This window comes from Halobellus inordinatus (genome assembly GCF_024498335.1).
Taxonomy (GTDB): domain Archaea; phylum Halobacteriota; class Halobacteria; order Halobacteriales; family Haloferacaceae; genus Haloquadratum; species Haloquadratum inordinatus.
The window spans coordinates 921933-937084 of record NZ_CP101825.1 but is presented as its reverse complement, the minus strand read 5'-3'; the positions used below and the strand labels follow the sequence as shown (position 1 = coordinate 937084).

Here is a 15152-nt window from a genome sequence, read left to right as displayed (position 1 = left end):
GTAGTCCGGCGTAAAAATTCGGGATTGTGCGTGTCGCGTCGGCGCGTCCGCGGAGCCGACGAGTACCGCAGCGTCGGACCGCGCGGTTACTTGCCGCGGCGTCGGTCCGAGGAGATGCTCGGGCGCGTGTGTTCGGTGCCCTTGCCACGGTTCTGGAGACCGCGGTTGTCGCGTCCGGCGTTCGTCAGACCGCGGAAGGCGCGGCCCTTGTGGTCGTCGCTGCAGATCCAGTTGAGGTCGTCGTCGTTCTCGATCGCGGGGTGCTCGGGATCGACGAGGATCACTTCGTGCCACTTCTGGGAGCCGTCTTCGCCGACCCAGTAGGAAGCGAGCGTGCGGAGGTTCGGGTACTTCCGCGCGGCGCGCTCTTCGGCGATACGCTGTATGCTCTTGCGGCGACCGATCCGGTTGACGCCCTGGCGCTTACTGCGGCGGCCGGCCGTGAAGCGCTGCTTGCGAGCGCCGCCCTTGCGGACGGAGACGCGCGCGACGACGATGCCCTGCTTGGCCTTGTAGCCGAGTTCGCGGGCCTTGTCGAGGCGCGTCGGTCGGTCGACGCGGACGATGGCGCCCTGGTCGCGCCACTCCTGCTTTCGCTGCCACTGCAGCTCGGCGAGCTTGCCGTCGCCGGGCTGTTTCCACGCTTCCTTGATGTGAGAGTAGAAGCTTCGTGCCATTGGTTTCACCACGGGCGCTTTCGATTCGGGCGGCGTTCGACGCCGACCCACATTTCGTCCCGATCTCTCGGGTGCCCGCTGGCGTCCCGTTCGGCCAGCGAGTTGTCGAGCCTACCGTCGTGGCGCTCTTAACCACTTCGAATCGGTCACACTCGGGCGGCGCTCGGGAGTGCACCCGTCGACAGCGACTTCGCGGTGCCGGGAGGACAGACGCCTGCGCGTTACGGGAACGAACGGCTTTTGATGCCGGGTGTCGGAGGCGTAGGTATGGCTACGGAAACGCAGAGCGGACTTTCCGATCACCTTCGGGGAGTCACGGTCACCACGCTCGCCTGCATCGCCGGCGTCGCCGCCGCGCTGGCGTCCGCCAGGTTCGTCGGGACCGACGTCGCCGCCGCGGCGAGCCAGCAGTCGCTCCTCATCGTCGGAGCGCTCGTCCTCGCGCAGTTTCCGATCCTGCGCGTCGTCGGCGTCGACATCTCCGAGTTCGGCGTCAAAGACTACCTCTACGTGGCGTTTATGACGTTCACGCTGTGGTTCATCACGTTCGGCGTGCTACTGACAGAGAGCGTCGCACTGTAAACTATGGCGGACGACAGTATCGCGGTCGTCGACCTCGATCGGTGCCAACCCGACCGCTGCAGTTACGAGTGTGCGAACTACTGCCCACCGAACCGCACCGGCAAGGAGTGCATCGTCACGCGCGGGGAGTACTACGAGGAAGACGAGCCGTACGACGGCGACCCCGACCAGATCCGGATCTCCGAGGAGGTCTGTCTCGGTGAGACCTGCGGCATCTGCGTCGAGAAGTGTCCCTTCGACGCCATCGAGATCATCAACCTCCCGACCGAACTCGAACAGGACCCCGTCCACCGCTACGGCGAGAACGCCTTCGCGCTCTACGGCCTCCCAGTGCCCGAATCGGGGACCGTAACGGGCATCCTCGGTCCCAACGGGATCGGGAAGACGACCGCCGTCCGCGCGCTCGCCGGTGAGATGGTCCCCAATCTGGGCACCTACGACGAGGAGCCGAGTTGGGAGACCGTCCTCGACCGCTTCCGCGGCACCGAACTGCAGACCTACATCGAGCGCGTGCAGGACGGCGACGTCACCATCGCGCGCAAGCCGCAGTACGTCGATCAACTCCCGAAGCAGTTCGACGGCACGACGATCGAACTGCTCGAATCGACCGACGAGCGCGGCGCCCTCGACGACTACATCGATCGGCTGGGCATCCGCCCGGTCGTCGACCAGCCGCTCGACACCCTCTCGGGCGGGGAACTCCAGCGGGTCGCACTCGCGGCGACGCTCGCTCGCGACCGCGACTTCTACTTCCTCGACGAGGTCTCTCCGTATCTGGACATCGGCCAGCGCGTCACCGCGGCGCGCCTCATTCGCGAACTCGCAGACGAGGAGGACCGCGCGGTACTCGTGGTCGAACACGACCTCGCGATCTTGGACCTGCTCGCGGACTCGCTGCACGTCGCCTACGGTGAGCCCGGGGCCTTCGGTGTCATTACTGATCCGAAATCGGTCCGCAACGGCATCAACGAGTACCTCACGGGGTATCTCTCCAACGAGAATATGCGGATCCGACCCGGCGAGATCGAGTTCCACGAACACGCCCCGCGGCAGACCTCGAAGTCGACGCCGCTGGTCGAGTACCCGGCGCTCTCGAAGTCCTACGGCGAGGGCGAGTTCTCCCTGGAAGTCGACTCCGGGACGATCTACGAGTCCGAGGTGCTGGGCGTCGTCGGTCCCAACGGGATCGGGAAGTCCACGCTCGCGAAACTGTTCACGGGCGCGCTCGAACCCGACGAGGGCGACCTCGACTTCCGGCTCGACATCTCCTATAAGCCGCAGTACATCGAGATCGACCAGCCGATGCGCGTCGACGCGTTCCTCTCGTCGATCACCGACGACTTCGGGACCTCCTATTGGAACACGGAGGTCGCGAACCCGCTCCAACTGAACCGGATTATGGAGCGCAACCTCGACGACCTCTCGGGCGGGGAGCGCCAGCGCGTCGCCATCGCGGCGTGTCTCTCCGAGGACGCCGACCTGTACGTGATGGACGAGCCGTCCGCCCACCTGGACGTCGAACAGCGCGTGCAGGCGACGACCGCCATCCGTCGCTACGCCGAGAACCACGACGAGACGGTGCTCGTCATCGACCACGACATCTATATGATCGATCTGCTGGCGGACCGCCTGATGGTCTTCGACGGCGAGCCCTCCGAGTACGGCCACGCCGCCACGCCCCAGGAGATGCGCGAGGGGATGAACGACTTCCTCTCGGATCTCGACATCACGTTCCGCCGCGACGAGCGGACCCAGCGCCCCCGCATCAACAAGCCGGGGTCCCAGCTCGACAGCAAGCAGAAGAAGCAGGGCGAGTACTACTACGCGCCCTGAGCCGACCGCGAAGCGTTCGAGTTCACCGCGACGCCGACACCGTCGCTTCCGAGCCGCCCGACGCCTTCCGAATCGACACGTCGTAGCCGAAGGCTTCGACGAGGGCGACGTTCGTCTCGACGTGATCGGTGACGCGCGGAATCCGCACGCTCCCGCCAGCGAGCGCGAGCCACACCACGAGCTGGTCGCCGAGGTGCGGGTCGACCGGCGCGTCGGTCTCTCGCCACGCCGCGACCTGCTCGACGGCCGCCTGTGCGACTTCCTCGGAAGGGACGCCGCGCTCGCCGTACGCGCCGAACCCTGCCCGCGGGCGGAGCGGTGTCGGGTCCTCCGACGGCGCCTCGCTCCCGCTGCCCGTCTCTGCGCCGAACTCGGCGTCGATGGTGGTCACGGCCCCCGGCGAGTACGACTCGACGTACGTCGCGTTCGCGCTCACAGTGCTTCCCGAGGCCGCGTCACCGCCGATTCCCAACGTCTCCAGTTCCGAAACGGCAGTTTCGGCCATCCGGTCTGCGACCTCCGCGTCTTCGAGGGCCTCGGATGCGACCGCACGAACCGAGTAGCGGTCGGGCGTCGGATCCAGCACAGTACGAGTCGAGTCCGACATATCGCCAGACGGTTCCGGCGCGTCGGCCCCACTGCGCCGCGCTGGAAGCACAATTTCGGACAGCGTAGACGGGCGGATATCGACGACGAGTTCCCCGCCGCCGGCGGGATAGAAGCCGCGTCGGTTCACCGTCACGCTGGCGTCGAGGCCGCACTCGCGGAGGAGCGGGAGTTTGACGTGTCTGAGGTAGTCGGCCGGCGGCGACCACTTGACGTCGGTGCCGCCGACGAGCGTGGCCTGGATCGGGTGATCGAGGGAGGCCGCGAGCGGGAGGAGCGTGTCGGCGACGAGCGTGACGCTGCCGGCGGTGCCGACGTCGACGGCGAACTCGCGTGGCTCGGCGGTCCCCTCGGCTCCGGGGTCCGCGAGCGGACCGTCGCTGTCACCGTTGCCGGGCTCGAACGTCAGCGTCTCCGAGCCGACTTCCGCACCCGACACCTCCGCGTCGGCGACGTCCGCGAGCAGGTCCACGCAGGCGAGGTGCTGCCGTTTCAGTCCGGGGTTCGGTCGGTTGCCGCGGACGTCCGCCATCCGAAACGGGCGCCCGTCGAGGACCGAAAGCGTCAGCGCCGTGCGGACGAGTTGGCCGCCGCCCTCCGTGCCCTCTAGTTCGAGCATCGACGATCCCGCCGGGCGTTACGCCTCGTAACCCTTCACGACCGTCACGGGGACGGTCGCGTGTTCGACGAGCCCTTTCGCGACGCTGCCGACCATCCCCTCGACGCGGTCGGAGAGGCCGCGGTGGCCGACGACGATCCCGTCGACGGCCTCCTCGATGGCGTACTCGTCGACGGTATCGACGGGATCGCCGTAGAGCAGCGTCGTCTCGACGGGTACGCCGGCCCGCTCGGCACGTTCACGGGCGTCGTCGAGGACCTCTTCGCCGCGCTCCTCGGCGACTTCCAGGTCTTCGGTGTAGATTCGCTGGCCGACCTCGGCGTTCGTCGGCGCTTCCTCGTCGTTTTCTTCGACGAGGACGCGCGGTTCGACGGCGTACGCGACGAGCAACGACGCGTCCGCGCGCGTCGCGAGATCGATCGCGTATTCGAGCGCTTCGGTACTCGACTCGGAGCCATCGACGGCGACAAGGTACTGCATCGTCGCTAACAGTACGTTCGGAGCCCGTTTAGTAGTTTGCAGTACTGCAGCGGTCGGACAATCACGGCACGGACGACGAAGAGAAAGCGTGGCGAAACGAGGAGGTGCTCGGCGAGTCAGTACAGCAGTTGACTGCAGGTGCCACAGAGGTTCTCCTCTTTGACGTCGACCTCGCGAACGGTGGGCGAAAACGACATCACGCACTTGCTGTTGTCGCAGTGTTCGAGACCGAGCGTGTGCCCGATCTCGTGGACGACTTCCTTGCGGACGCGGTCGGCGAAGACCTCTGATTGGGGTTTAGAGGTGATGCCGCCGTCAGAAGAAGTCTGGAGCCGGTGTGTCGAAATCACCGAGCCGTTGCCGTTCAGGTAGGCGAGTCCGAAGACGTAGTTCCGCCGCCGGTAGTAGAGGTCCTGTGAGGTGATCCCGATGTTCTTCTCGCCCGTCCCGACCCGACTCGCCAGTTCGATGAACTGCTCGGCGCGGTACTGATTCCGGCTGCGGTCGAACGCGCCGTCGGGAATCGACTGTTCCTCCTGAACCGTGACGTCGCAGTCGTAGACCCCTCGGAGCGCCGCCGACGCCTCACGCTTGACTTGCGCGGAGAGGTCCCCGATCGGCACGATGTCGACGAGCATAGAAGGGCTTAAGCGGGGTGGATTGATAAATATCCCGCCGTGGAAACGCACCGTAACGCCGCTCTCGTCGCCCGGTTTTCGCCGTACGGGTCGGCGACCGAAATCGGAGTTGGCCGCCGTCCGGAGGTCGCCGCCGCGCTGGCGGACGCCGGGGTGTCGGTGACTGCCACAGACATCACCGACGTCGACGTTCCGGCGTCTGTCGAGTTCGTCCGCGACGACGTCGTCGACGCCAGCGAGCGCGACGAGCCCGGCGAGCACTACCAGGTCGACCTCCTCTACGGGCTGAACCTCCCGCCGGAACTCCACCGTCCGACCTGGGACGTCGCCCGAGCCGTCGGCGCCGACTTTCTCTTTACCACGCTCGGGTTCGACGAACCGACGGTTCCGTGCGACACCGAGTCGCTGGCCGGCGGCGAGACGCTGTACGTCGCCCGCGGGGGCCCGTGGCGGTTGTGACTTTCCCGGGCCGTCGCGATTATCCGCGGCGAACGGGACGCAGCGTCAGCGGCGCGACGGGCTCCGACGGTACGGATTCCGGTAGTGGATGCTCGTCGCGTGGTGGTGGCCGTCGTAGGCGTCGATGCCGTCGCCGAAGGCCCACTCCAGACGGAAGTTGTCGAACAGCGTCGAGTAGAAATAGTCGACGAAGGTCATCAGCACACGCACGTTTCCGTCTCCGCGGACGACGCTCGCGAGCCCCGTGTATGCGTGGTCGTGGCGATCGTCGCGAACGATCGCACCGAAGACAGGGATCGACTGCCGATGCGGAGGGACTGCCTGAAAGGCTTCGATCGACCGAAGCGCGTACTCGTAGCAGTACATACCCGAGGAACCGTCGAGGAGTGCGTCGAGGTGGGTCGGCTCGTGGACGTGCCGCTTGAGCGGTACCGCCCCGAGGAGGAGGTATCGCTGCACGGTTCCGGCTACGTAGCGGGCGTAATCGAAGTGCGTCCGCTCGCCGAACCCCTCCGCGAGCCCGTCGACGAGTGCCGCCGGATCGCGGGGGCCGACGCCGGCGAACCGTCGGACCGTCTCGGGTGACGGTCGGCGGTACCGACCGCCTCGAAGCGCAGCGACGGTGAGCGGACGGGGCGTGGCGTCCGCGAGTCGGTCGAAGAACGCGTCGACACCCACAAACTCGAACGCGATATCACCGCGCTCGACGGCTCTGAGATCGGCTACGAGTCCAGACAGCGGCTCCGCGAGGCGGGTGGGATCTTCCCCGGCGTCGGTGACCGAAACCGTGGCCGTCCGGGCTCCGGTCTCGTCGCGCAGTTCGACCGTCTCCCCATCGAACGCCAGCCGGGAGCCCGACAGTCGAAGCGTGAAGGAAGTCGGGGCGAGGCGTCGTCGGGCGACCGGTTCGAGGCGCTGTTCGGTGAGGTTGGTTCCGGTGAGGTGGCCGAACCCGGTGTACTCGTAGCCGACCTTGGCCGCTCCAGCCCCGGCAACGCCGCTTCCCGCCAGTTTGAGGACCTGACGTCGGGTCAGGCCGGAGGGCGGCGTAGACGTGGAGCGATCGTCCGTATCGTCTTTCATATGGCTATCACTGGCTTCCGTCGCCGATCGGGACGCGGTTACCGCCCTATCTCGCCTGTCGGAGACGGGTTTCGGGAGTCGGAGCTCCGCGAAGGATCACGAACTCGGTAGCATTCGGGAGGATGTGGTCGTGCACTGAAACGAGTTTCGCCCATATGAAACGGAGGTCGCCCATACACGGATAGGCGGCCGAATTCCGCGAGTGCTCACCCTGTTTCTCGATTTCGCAAAATCGGTTCGGATCGAGAACGATCCGCGACCTACTCCACGTCGATGTGGTGTGCGTCTTCGTCCTCGATGTTCCGCTTCGGGAGCGTCACGGTGAGGACGCCGTTGTTGTACGTCGCCGACGCGTCTTCGGCGCGGACGGCCGCGGGCAGGCGGATCGAGCGCTGCACCGAGTCAGACCGCCGTTCGCGCTGGACGTAGTGCTCGTCGTCCGTCGCGGTCGATTCTTCGCGAGTGGCTTCGATTGTCAACAGCTCGTCGGTCACCGAGAGGTCGAGGTGCTCTCTCTCGAACCCTGGAAGGTCGATGATAGCGACGAACGACTCCGACCCCTCGCGGAGATCAGCGGCCATCTCACGCCCGAATCGTCGGGTCTCGTCGAACTGGCGGCTCATCTCTTCGAGCTGTCGGGACATTCGGGCGAAGACGTCGTCGAACTCGAAGTCGTCGAAATTGGGGGAACGCTTCATCATTGTGTATTCACCATCCTACAGATGAACGGGAGAGATAATAAATGAGACAGGACGCGTGAGCGCAGATCGCACGCGAGGGAGCCTGTAAGTGGGAAAAAGAGCGCTCAGTACAGAACGTGTCGCTTGTCGTACGATCCGAGCCGCTTGACCCAGCCGTTTTCGGCGATCGCCTCGACGTCTTCGAGCGCGGCCTGTGCGCGGTCCTCGTAGAGGCCGGCCTCGAAGTCGATGTGGAAGAGGTAATCGCCGAGTCGATTGCCGCTCGGGCGGGACTCGATCCGCGAGAGGTTGATGTCGCGGTCGGCGAAGGCTTCGAGGAGTTCGAGGAGCAGTCCGGGGTAGTTCGCGTTGGGGTAGACGACGATCGTGGACTTGCCACCGCCGTCGGCACGCTCGGAGGCGGGGGCGATCACGAAGAAGCGAGTCGCATTCGAGGAGCGGTCCTGGATGTCCTCAGCGATGACAGAGAGGTCGTCACCGGCGTTGTCGGGGTGGCCGATACCGGCGACCGCGGGGTCTTCGCGGGCGTACTCGACGCCCCGAGCAGTGCTCGTGACGGGCTCCAGGTCGACGTCGGGGTACTCGCGTTCGAGGAAGGAGCGACACTGCGCGAGCGCCTGCGAGTGGGAAGCAACGGTGTCGAAGTTCGGCGACTGCGCGAGGAGCGCGTGACGGATCGGCGTGACGATCTCCTGAGTAACGGCGATGTCGGCGTCGGCGATGGCGTCGAGCGTCTCGGTGACGCTCCCCTCGATGCTGTTTTCGATGGGGACGACGCCGCGCTCGTACTCGCCGGCGTCGACTGCGGCCACGATGGCCGAGACCGACTCGCGGAACACGACGTCGTCGTCGACGGCGCGAGCGGCGCGGTGCGAGTACGTTCCTTCGGGACCCAGCGTGACTACCTGCATAGCGCCGTCTACTGCGGGGGGTCCTAAAAGCCCGTCGGGGATCTGTGAGGTGACAGCGGCGAGGACGATGTCGACGGCGTACGGTGGTCGTTAGGATGGGGCAGTGGCAGTTACTGCTCGGCGCAGTACTCGACGAAGTTCCGGAGGATCTGCAGGCCGGTCTCGCCGGACTTCTCGGGGTGGAACTGCGTGCCGAAGACGTTGCCCGCCTCGTTCGCGATCACGGCGGGGAACGTCACGCCGTAGTCGGTGGTCGCGACGACGGCGTCGGGGTCGTCCGGTTCGGCGTAATAGGAGTGTACGAAATACGCGTACTCCCCGTCGACGCCCTCGACAAGTGGGTGATCGCGCTCTACGTGCAGTTCGTTCCAGCCCATATGGGGCACCTTCTGGTCCTGTTCGAACCGGACGTTCGTCCCGGGGACGAAATCGAGTCCCTCGACCTGGCCCTGACCGGCGTGGTCGGCCTCCTCGCTGGTCGTGAGGAGCATCTGCATCCCGAGACAGATACCGAAGATCGGCTGGCCGCGCTCGGCGGCCGCGGCGAGTGGCTCGCGGAACGGGCCGGCGTTCTCCATCCCCTCGCTGAACGCGCCGACGCCCGGGAGGACGATGCCGTCGGCCGCCTCGAAGTCGGCCGGGTCGTCGGTGATCGACACCGACGCGCCGGCGCGTTCGAGCCCCCGCTGTGCACTCCGAAGGTTGCCGAGTCCGTAATCGACGAGGACGACTTCCGCTACCGTCTGAGCGCTCATACGCTCGCTTCGCGGGGCCGGGTCAAATCGTTTCCGACACCCCCGCGCCTCGACCGCATCAGATCGAGTCACGTGGCTTGGGGAGACCTATCGTGTGCTATATATAATTGAATCAGAATTTTTATCCGCCTCATCTCGGTGTATACGCGTGTTCGTATGTCGAAGCGACGAGATTTCATCAAGTCCGCGGGGGCTGTCGGGGTCGCTGGCCTCATCGCTGGCTGTAGCGGAAGCACGGGTGGGAACGAAGAGACGGCCGCAGAGACAGACGGGACCGACTCGACCGCGACGCCGACGGGGACCGAGACCCCCGTCTCCTACGGCGACGGTCGCGCGACGTTCTATATGTCGCCGAGTGAGCCACAGCAGCTGATGGAGGCGCAGTACGCGCCGATCCAGGAGATGCTGCAGAGCGAACTCGCCGTCGACACCGCGACGCTCCAGTACGCCGCCGGCTACAGCGCCGTGCTCCAGAGCCTCGCCGGCGGGACCGGCGACATCGCCGAGACCGGGCCGTTCGCGGCCGCACTCGGCGTCGCCAACGATCGCTGCGACATCATCCTCCAGCGGTACGGCTACGGATCGTGGACCTACGCGTCCGTCATCGTGACGCAGGAGGATTCCGACATTCAGTCCCTGAGCGACCTCGAAGGCGAGCGCGTCGCCTTCGCCGACCGGCTGTCGGCGTCGGGCGCGCTGTACCCGCTGTATATGCTCAAACAAGCGGGCCTCGACATCGGCGACCTGCCGACCGACACGGGCAGCGCCGACTTCACACCGCAGTTCTCCAGCCACGCGGAGGCGTTCGCCGCACTGGAGCGCGGACAGGTCGCCGCAGCCGGCGTCGGGCAGTTCATCACGCTCAACGACAACCGCGAACTGAAGGACGGCTTCCGCTACGTGGAGATGACAGAAGACATCCCGCGGGCGCCGATCGTCGTCAGTCCGGAACTCTCCGACGAGGAGCAGACGGCCGTCAAAGACGCCTTCGTCAACGCGTCGGACTCGCTGTATCTCGGCGAAGACGGCGAAGAGGGAACCGACGACGACCTCTGGTTCAGCGACGTCCGCGAGGCCGACAACGAGACCTACCAGCCGGTGGTGGACGTCGCCAACGAACTCGGTATCAGCGCGGAACTCCTCGACTCCTAAGATCGAGCGACACAGCTCGCACCGCCCGCATTATTTATTTCGACCAGAAGATACCCAGATATGCCACACGTCTCGCTACAGAACGTCACGAAAACGTACGGCGAGGACACGGTCGCCCTCGACGACGTCTCCGTAGAAATCGACTCCGGGGAGTTCGTCGTCGTACTCGGCCCCTCCGGCGCGGGGAAGTCGACGCTCCTGCGCATCCTCAACGGTCTCACAGAACCCACAGAGGGCACTGTCGAGATTGGCGACAGTCCCGTCTCCGACTCCGGAAGCGAGGTCGGGATGGTGTTTCAGATGCACTATCTCATCGAGTCGATGTCGGCGTACCGCAACGCGCTCACCGGCGCGCTCGGCCGGACCGACGACCTCCGGAGCATCCTCACGCTCAACGATCGCGACGACAAGCGCGAAGCCCTCAGCGCGCTCGAAACCGTCGGTCTCCTGCAGGAGGCCGAACAGCGCGCCGGGTCGATGTCCGGCGGCCAGAAACAGCGCGTCGGCATCGCCCGCGCGCTCGTCCAGAATCCGTCGCTGCTGCTGGCCGACGAACCCGTGTCGAGTCTCGACCCGAAGGCCGCCCGCGACGTGATGGGCTATATGAAACAGGCCGCCAGCGAGCGCGACCTCACCACGCTCGTGAGCCTCCACCAGGTGAACATCGCCCGCGAGTTCGGCGACCGGTTCATCGGGATCCGCGACGGGTCAGTGGTCTTCGACGGCGACCGCGAGGAACTGTCGATGGAGGTCGTCGACGACCTCTACTACGGGGCCGAAACCGAGGGGACGTTCGCCGACAGAGCCGAGAGCGGGGCGAGCGGAACCGAATCGGCAGGCGCCGAATCCGACGCTGACGTGGAAGCCGGAGGTGTCGAGACGTGAGCGCCGACTCGATCGATCAGATCCTCACCCGGATCGAGCGGCGAATCGCGATCCGGCGCGGACTCGGAGTCGTCGGCGTCGCGGTCGCGGCGCTAGTCGTCTACTTCGGGACCGGATTCCTCGGAACGCGCCCGGTGCCGGAGATCGTTCGCTTCGCGCAGTTCGACTTCTTCTTCGCGGAGTTCCTCAAGTACGCCCAGCCAACCTTCGTCGATCTGACGTTCTACACCCAGGAGAACGAGATCGGGGGGCTCGGGGCGATTCTCGCGACGCTCGCGCGGCCGATGACGGTCGTCGACACTGTCGGGTCGCTCCGGAGCAGCCTCATCGTCTCGGCAGTCGTGATGACGCTCGCGATCGGTATCGTCGGGACGGTTCTGGGATTCCCGTTCGCGCTGTTCTTCGGCGTGTTCGGCTCCGAGCGCGTCACGCCGTTCCCCTTCAATTTCCTCTTCCGCGGCGTGATGTCGACGATCCGGGCGATCCCGGCGCTCGTGTGGGTGTTCATCTACGCCGCGCTCGTGCCGCTCTCGCCGCTGACGGCGATGCTCGCGGTCGCGACCGACACCGTCGGCAACCTCGGTCGGCTGTTCACGGACGAACTCGAAGAGATCGAAGAGGGGCCGATCGAGGCCGTCTCCTCGACCGGCGCCTCTCGCCTCCAGGTGATCAACTTCGGGATGCTCTCGCAGGTGTCGACGTCGTTCGTCGCGTGGACGCTCTACATCCTGGAGATCAACACGCGGATCGCCATCTCGCTCGGCGTCGTCGGCGCCGGCGGGCTCGGGCAGTACATCCAGCAGAATCTGAATCTGTTCAACTCCTACCGCGCCGGGGCGGGGCTAGTGACGCTGCTCGCTCTCGTCCTCTCGATCGAACTGCTCTCCTCGCGGCTCCGCGCCCGACTGCGCCCCTCCGAACACGACTCCAAGAGCTTCCTGGATTCGCTGCGGGATCTCACCGACAGCAGCAAGTGGCTCGGCACGTCGACGGACCGCTAGAACGACGCCGCTGAATCGGCGCTCGGCGTCTCTTGTCCGCTATCAGAAGTCGCCGAGACTCGACTGGCCGCTGCCGTCGGTCGCGACGCCCGCGAGGTCGGCGGCGTGCGCGATGGTCTCGAAGAACGTCTCGCGCTGACTCCCGTCGTAGAGCGTCGCCGCCGGATGGACCGAGACGACCGCGCGATACGATCGCTCGCCGAGTCTGACGTCGACGACGTCGCCGGCCTCCTTCGTCACCGCGACCGAGCGATCCAGCAGGTGTTCGGAGGGCACTTTTCCGAGCGTCACGACGAGTTCGGGGTCGATGAGCGCGAGTTCGCGCTGGAGATAGCCCCGGCAGTTCGCGAGTTCGGCACTCGTGGGATTCCGGTTCTCCGGCGGGCGACAGCGAACGCAGTTCGTGATTCGGACGTCCGCACGGGCGAGTCCGGCATCGCGGAGCGCCTCGTCGAGCACGCTGCCCGAGCGCCCGACGAACGGTTCGCCCTGGTCGTCCTCGTTCGCACCCGGTGCCTCGCCGAGAAACACCAGGTTGGCGTCCTCCGGGCCGGTGCCGTTGACGATCTGGGACCGCGACTCGACGAGTTCGGGACAGCGTTCACAGGAGGTGACGGCGAGTCCCTCCATCGTTCCGTCGTCCGCGCTGGTCATACCGGAGAGGCGTGCGGGCGTGACTTACTCGTGACGGTCCGGGTCGTCTGGTGACCGGCGCAGACGCCCCGAAGTACGGCAGGGTCAGCGGTCTGCGTCGTCGGCGCGCCACGCCTGCGCGCCGCGCGCCGCGAGGCGGGCGACCCGGACCGGTTCGGGCCGGCCACCGGCCGGCGTGTACGCGCGAACGACGCGAGCGGCCTCGTCGTCGTCGACGCCGACGCCCCGCACGAAAACCGTCTCGTCGTTCACGCGCAGGCGACGCCGGGCCGGCAATCGGTCGTAGATCGCCAGCCGCGAATCGAGCGCGTCGCCGTCGAACTGTTCTCTGAGTGCCGGTTCGAGCCCAGGACTAACCTCGTAGGAGACCGACAGCACCGGCCGGTCGGCGGCTGTGGCGATCCGATCGAGGTCCAGGAGGTTGAACCACGCGGGCGCGACGCCCGACACCAGCAGGTACTGTACGTCCGGCCGGTCCAGTCGGTCGAGAAGCGTACAGACGGCGTCGGTGGCGTCGAGGCCGCCGACAGTGGCCGTCGCGAACGCGAAGCCGTCGACAGCGCGGTCAGCGCGCACGACTGCGCCGCAAAAGATACAGCGGCCGCTAGTCTCGTCGGTCGACTCCGCGATGCCGAGTGCGCGCGTGCCGGGTTTCACCACCCACGCAACACCACCGCGGCGGTTTCGTACTCGGCGGGCCTCCGATCGAAGTCCCGCACAGCGGTCGGTTGCAGAGCGATGCGTCTGTCAGAACAGCAGTTCGGTGTCGCGTCGAGAGATCGATGCGTGTCCGGATCACCCCCCATCGTCGCACCGGTGTTCGGTCGTCGCCCCCGCGGCCGGTACGCGGGAATCACCGTGGCCCTACTCCTCTTTGATGTCTTTGAGTCGGTCCAGGAGTTCGTCGTTCGACGCCCCAATCTCGAACTCGACGTCGCCCCCGTGATCGGCCTGGGAGGTCGCGACCCCGTCGTCGTCGTCGAGATCGGTGTCGAAGTCCTGATTTTCCTGTTCGGACTCGTCGTAGCTCCCAAATCCCATACACGAAGATGTACGAAACAGAACGACAAAAAACACACGCAGGTTTCGGGTCGCCATTTTCAGTCGAGTAGTGAGCTCGAAGGCGACGGGCACGAGTCCCGAGACGACGACGTAGCAGGGAGCGGCCCGGAGGTTTTTCGTCGCCGCCGCAGAACTCTCGCGTATGGAGATTCACACGGTCACCGAGAACGCGACGGAGTTCACGTGTAACGCCTATCTGCTGGACTGCGAGCGTCCCGTGCTCGTCGACGCCGGAACGATGCCGGGCGTCGAAGACGTCATCGCGGAGTACGTCGACGACCTCGACGCGGTCTATCTCACCCACCAGCACGGCGATCACGTCGCCGAACTCGACGCGGTGCTCGACCGCTTCGACGCCGACCTGTACGCCTACGGCGACCACCCGCGACGGACGGGTGGGCTAACCGACGGCGAGGTACGAGAACTCTGTGGAGAGTCCTACGAGGTCGTCTACACGCCCGGCCACGCCGACGACCACGTCTCGCTCGTCGGGGAGACGCGCATCTTCAGCGGCGACGTCGTCGTCTACAACGACGGCGCGTTCGACGACGGGAGTTTCGGCCGGACGGATATGCGAGGGCAGTCGCGCGAGCGCCTCATCGAGAGCCTCGAAACGCTGCTCGATCGGACGCCGGAAACGGTCGAGGAACTGTACGCCGGCCACGGCGACGTGTACCGCGCCGATCCGGACGGCGAGGACGCTGTACGCGACGTGATAGCGCGGGCGCTCGAACGAGCGGAGCGCCGAGAACCGAAGTATCCCGAAGAGTAACTACGCGGCGCGGCGTTCCTTCGACTTGGGTCGAAGGTTCTTGTAGCCGCACTTGCGGCACTGCTCGGCTCGCTTCGGGTTGCGTGCGTTACAGCGCATACAGATCTGCTTTTCCAGTTCTCGTTTCACTGCGGCCTCGTTCTTTGGCATAAGGCAGGCTACCGGGCGGGGAAGTATAATGCTTGCGAGACACGCGACGAGAGCCTCGGGCTACCGCGGTGAAAAACTGGAGCGAGAAGCGCGGATCAGCGACAGCAGGCCGATTAGCCTGGCGGTTGGAAC

19 protein-coding genes are annotated in these 15152 nt (G+C 66.1%); 7 read left to right on the top strand and 12 right to left on the bottom strand.

Annotated features, from left to right (window positions below):
- Positions 1-86 precede the first annotated feature (86 nt).
- A complete protein-coding gene (locus tag NO362_RS04815) occupies positions 87-677 on the bottom strand; it encodes a 50S ribosomal protein L15e (protein WP_121569053.1) in 591 nt (196 codons plus the stop codon).
- A gap of 267 nt (positions 678-944) precedes the next feature.
- Here NO362_RS04815 and NO362_RS04810 point away from each other — a divergent pair, with 267 nt between their 5' ends.
- Complete coding sequence (locus NO362_RS04810) at positions 945-1259, top strand: EMC6-like membrane protein (protein ID WP_121569054.1); 315 nt, start codon at positions 945-947, stop codon at positions 1257-1259.
- 3 nt (positions 1260-1262) lie between these two features.
- The gene (locus NO362_RS04805; RefSeq protein WP_121569055.1) at positions 1263-3092 is read left to right on the top strand and encodes a ribosome biogenesis/translation initiation ATPase RLI; all 1830 of its coding nucleotides are present in this window, start codon (positions 1263-1265) and stop codon (positions 3090-3092) included.
- A 22-nt stretch (positions 3093-3114) separates the two neighbouring features.
- Here the strand turns inward: NO362_RS04805 and NO362_RS04800 are convergent, their stop codons facing one another.
- The 3 genes from NO362_RS04800 to NO362_RS04790 all read right to left on the bottom strand — a co-directional run bounded on the left by NO362_RS04800 (position 3115) and on the right by NO362_RS04790 (position 5435).
- Positions 3115-4317: an RNA 3'-terminal phosphate cyclase gene (locus tag NO362_RS04800; RefSeq protein ID WP_256546320.1), complete on the bottom strand. Its 1203-nt coding sequence runs from the start codon at positions 4315-4317 to the stop codon at positions 3115-3117.
- A gap of 18 nt (positions 4318-4335) precedes the next feature.
- Positions 4336-4797 carry a universal stress protein gene (locus tag NO362_RS04795; RefSeq protein WP_256546319.1) on the bottom strand — a complete coding sequence of 154 codons (462 nt, stop codon included), beginning with the start codon at positions 4795-4797 and terminating at the stop codon, positions 4336-4338.
- Positions 4798-4913: 116 nt separating this feature from the next.
- On the bottom strand, positions 4914-5435 hold the full coding sequence (locus NO362_RS04790; RefSeq protein WP_121569058.1) for an archaemetzincin family Zn-dependent metalloprotease: 522 nt from the start codon (positions 5433-5435) through the stop codon (positions 4914-4916).
- A gap of 39 nt (positions 5436-5474) precedes the next feature.
- Between NO362_RS04790 and NO362_RS04785 the strand changes: the two genes are divergently transcribed.
- A complete protein-coding gene (locus tag NO362_RS04785) occupies positions 5475-5894 on the top strand; it encodes a UPF0146 family protein (RefSeq protein WP_256546318.1) in 420 nt (139 codons plus the stop codon).
- 45 nt (positions 5895-5939) lie between these two features.
- Here the strand turns inward: NO362_RS04785 and NO362_RS04780 are convergent, their stop codons facing one another.
- From NO362_RS04780 to hisH, 4 genes are all read right to left on the bottom strand, one after another.
- Positions 5940-6977: a hypothetical protein gene (locus tag NO362_RS04780; RefSeq protein WP_256546317.1), complete on the bottom strand. Its 1038-nt coding sequence runs from the start codon at positions 6975-6977 to the stop codon at positions 5940-5942.
- A gap of 260 nt (positions 6978-7237) precedes the next feature.
- On the bottom strand, positions 7238-7675 hold the full coding sequence (locus tag NO362_RS04775) for an Hsp20/alpha crystallin family protein (RefSeq protein ID WP_256546316.1): 438 nt from the start codon (positions 7673-7675) through the stop codon (positions 7238-7240).
- Between the two features lie 107 nt (positions 7676-7782).
- On the bottom strand, positions 7783-8589 hold the full coding sequence (pheA, locus tag NO362_RS04770) for a prephenate dehydratase (protein WP_121569062.1): 807 nt from the start codon (positions 8587-8589) through the stop codon (positions 7783-7785).
- 110 nt (positions 8590-8699) lie between these two features.
- Positions 8700-9344, bottom strand: coding sequence for an imidazole glycerol phosphate synthase subunit HisH (gene hisH / locus NO362_RS04765; RefSeq protein ID WP_121569063.1), 645 nt, complete (start codon positions 9342-9344; stop codon positions 8700-8702).
- Positions 9345-9500: 156 nt separating this feature from the next.
- Here hisH and NO362_RS04760 point away from each other — a divergent pair, with 156 nt between their 5' ends.
- From NO362_RS04760 to NO362_RS04750, 3 genes are read left to right on the top strand one after another with little or no spacing between them, the layout of a single operon-like run.
- Positions 9501-10496 (top strand): PhnD/SsuA/transferrin family substrate-binding protein, encoded by a 996-nt coding sequence (locus NO362_RS04760; protein WP_256546315.1) that lies wholly within the window; start codon positions 9501-9503, stop codon positions 10494-10496.
- A 60-nt stretch (positions 10497-10556) separates the two neighbouring features.
- Positions 10557-11381 carry a phosphonate ABC transporter ATP-binding protein gene (locus tag NO362_RS04755; protein ID WP_256546314.1) on the top strand — a complete coding sequence of 275 codons (825 nt, stop codon included), beginning with the start codon at positions 10557-10559 and terminating at the stop codon, positions 11379-11381.
- Complete coding sequence (locus tag NO362_RS04750) at positions 11378-12382, top strand: PhnE/PtxC family ABC transporter permease (protein ID WP_256546313.1); 1005 nt, start codon at positions 11378-11380, stop codon at positions 12380-12382. Before NO362_RS04755 ends, NO362_RS04750 begins: the two co-directional genes overlap by 4 nt.
- Before the next feature lie 42 nt (positions 12383-12424).
- On the opposite strand, the gene NO362_RS04745 is transcribed toward NO362_RS04750, so the two are convergent.
- The 3 genes from NO362_RS04745 to NO362_RS04735 all read right to left on the bottom strand — a co-directional run bounded on the left by NO362_RS04745 (position 12425) and on the right by NO362_RS04735 (position 14077).
- Positions 12425-13036 carry a uracil-DNA glycosylase gene (locus NO362_RS04745; RefSeq protein ID WP_256546312.1) on the bottom strand — a complete coding sequence of 204 codons (612 nt, stop codon included), beginning with the start codon at positions 13034-13036 and terminating at the stop codon, positions 12425-12427.
- Between the two features lie 84 nt (positions 13037-13120).
- Positions 13121-13693 (bottom strand): endonuclease dU, encoded by a 573-nt coding sequence (locus tag NO362_RS04740; protein WP_305881660.1) that lies wholly within the window; start codon positions 13691-13693, stop codon positions 13121-13123.
- 207 nt (positions 13694-13900) lie between these two features.
- The gene (locus NO362_RS04735) at positions 13901-14077 is read right to left on the bottom strand and encodes a DUF5786 family protein (RefSeq protein WP_121569067.1); all 177 of its coding nucleotides are present in this window, start codon (positions 14075-14077) and stop codon (positions 13901-13903) included.
- A 163-nt stretch (positions 14078-14240) separates the two neighbouring features.
- On the opposite strand from NO362_RS04735, the gene NO362_RS04730 reads away from it, so the two are divergent.
- Complete coding sequence (locus NO362_RS04730; RefSeq protein WP_256546311.1) at positions 14241-14870, top strand: MBL fold metallo-hydrolase; 630 nt, start codon at positions 14241-14243, stop codon at positions 14868-14870.
- On the opposite strand, the gene NO362_RS04725 is transcribed toward NO362_RS04730, so the two are convergent.
- Positions 14871-15020 carry a 50S ribosomal protein L40e gene (locus NO362_RS04725; protein ID WP_121569069.1) on the bottom strand — a complete coding sequence of 50 codons (150 nt, stop codon included), beginning with the start codon at positions 15018-15020 and terminating at the stop codon, positions 14871-14873.
- Positions 15021-15152: the final 132 nt, after the last annotated feature.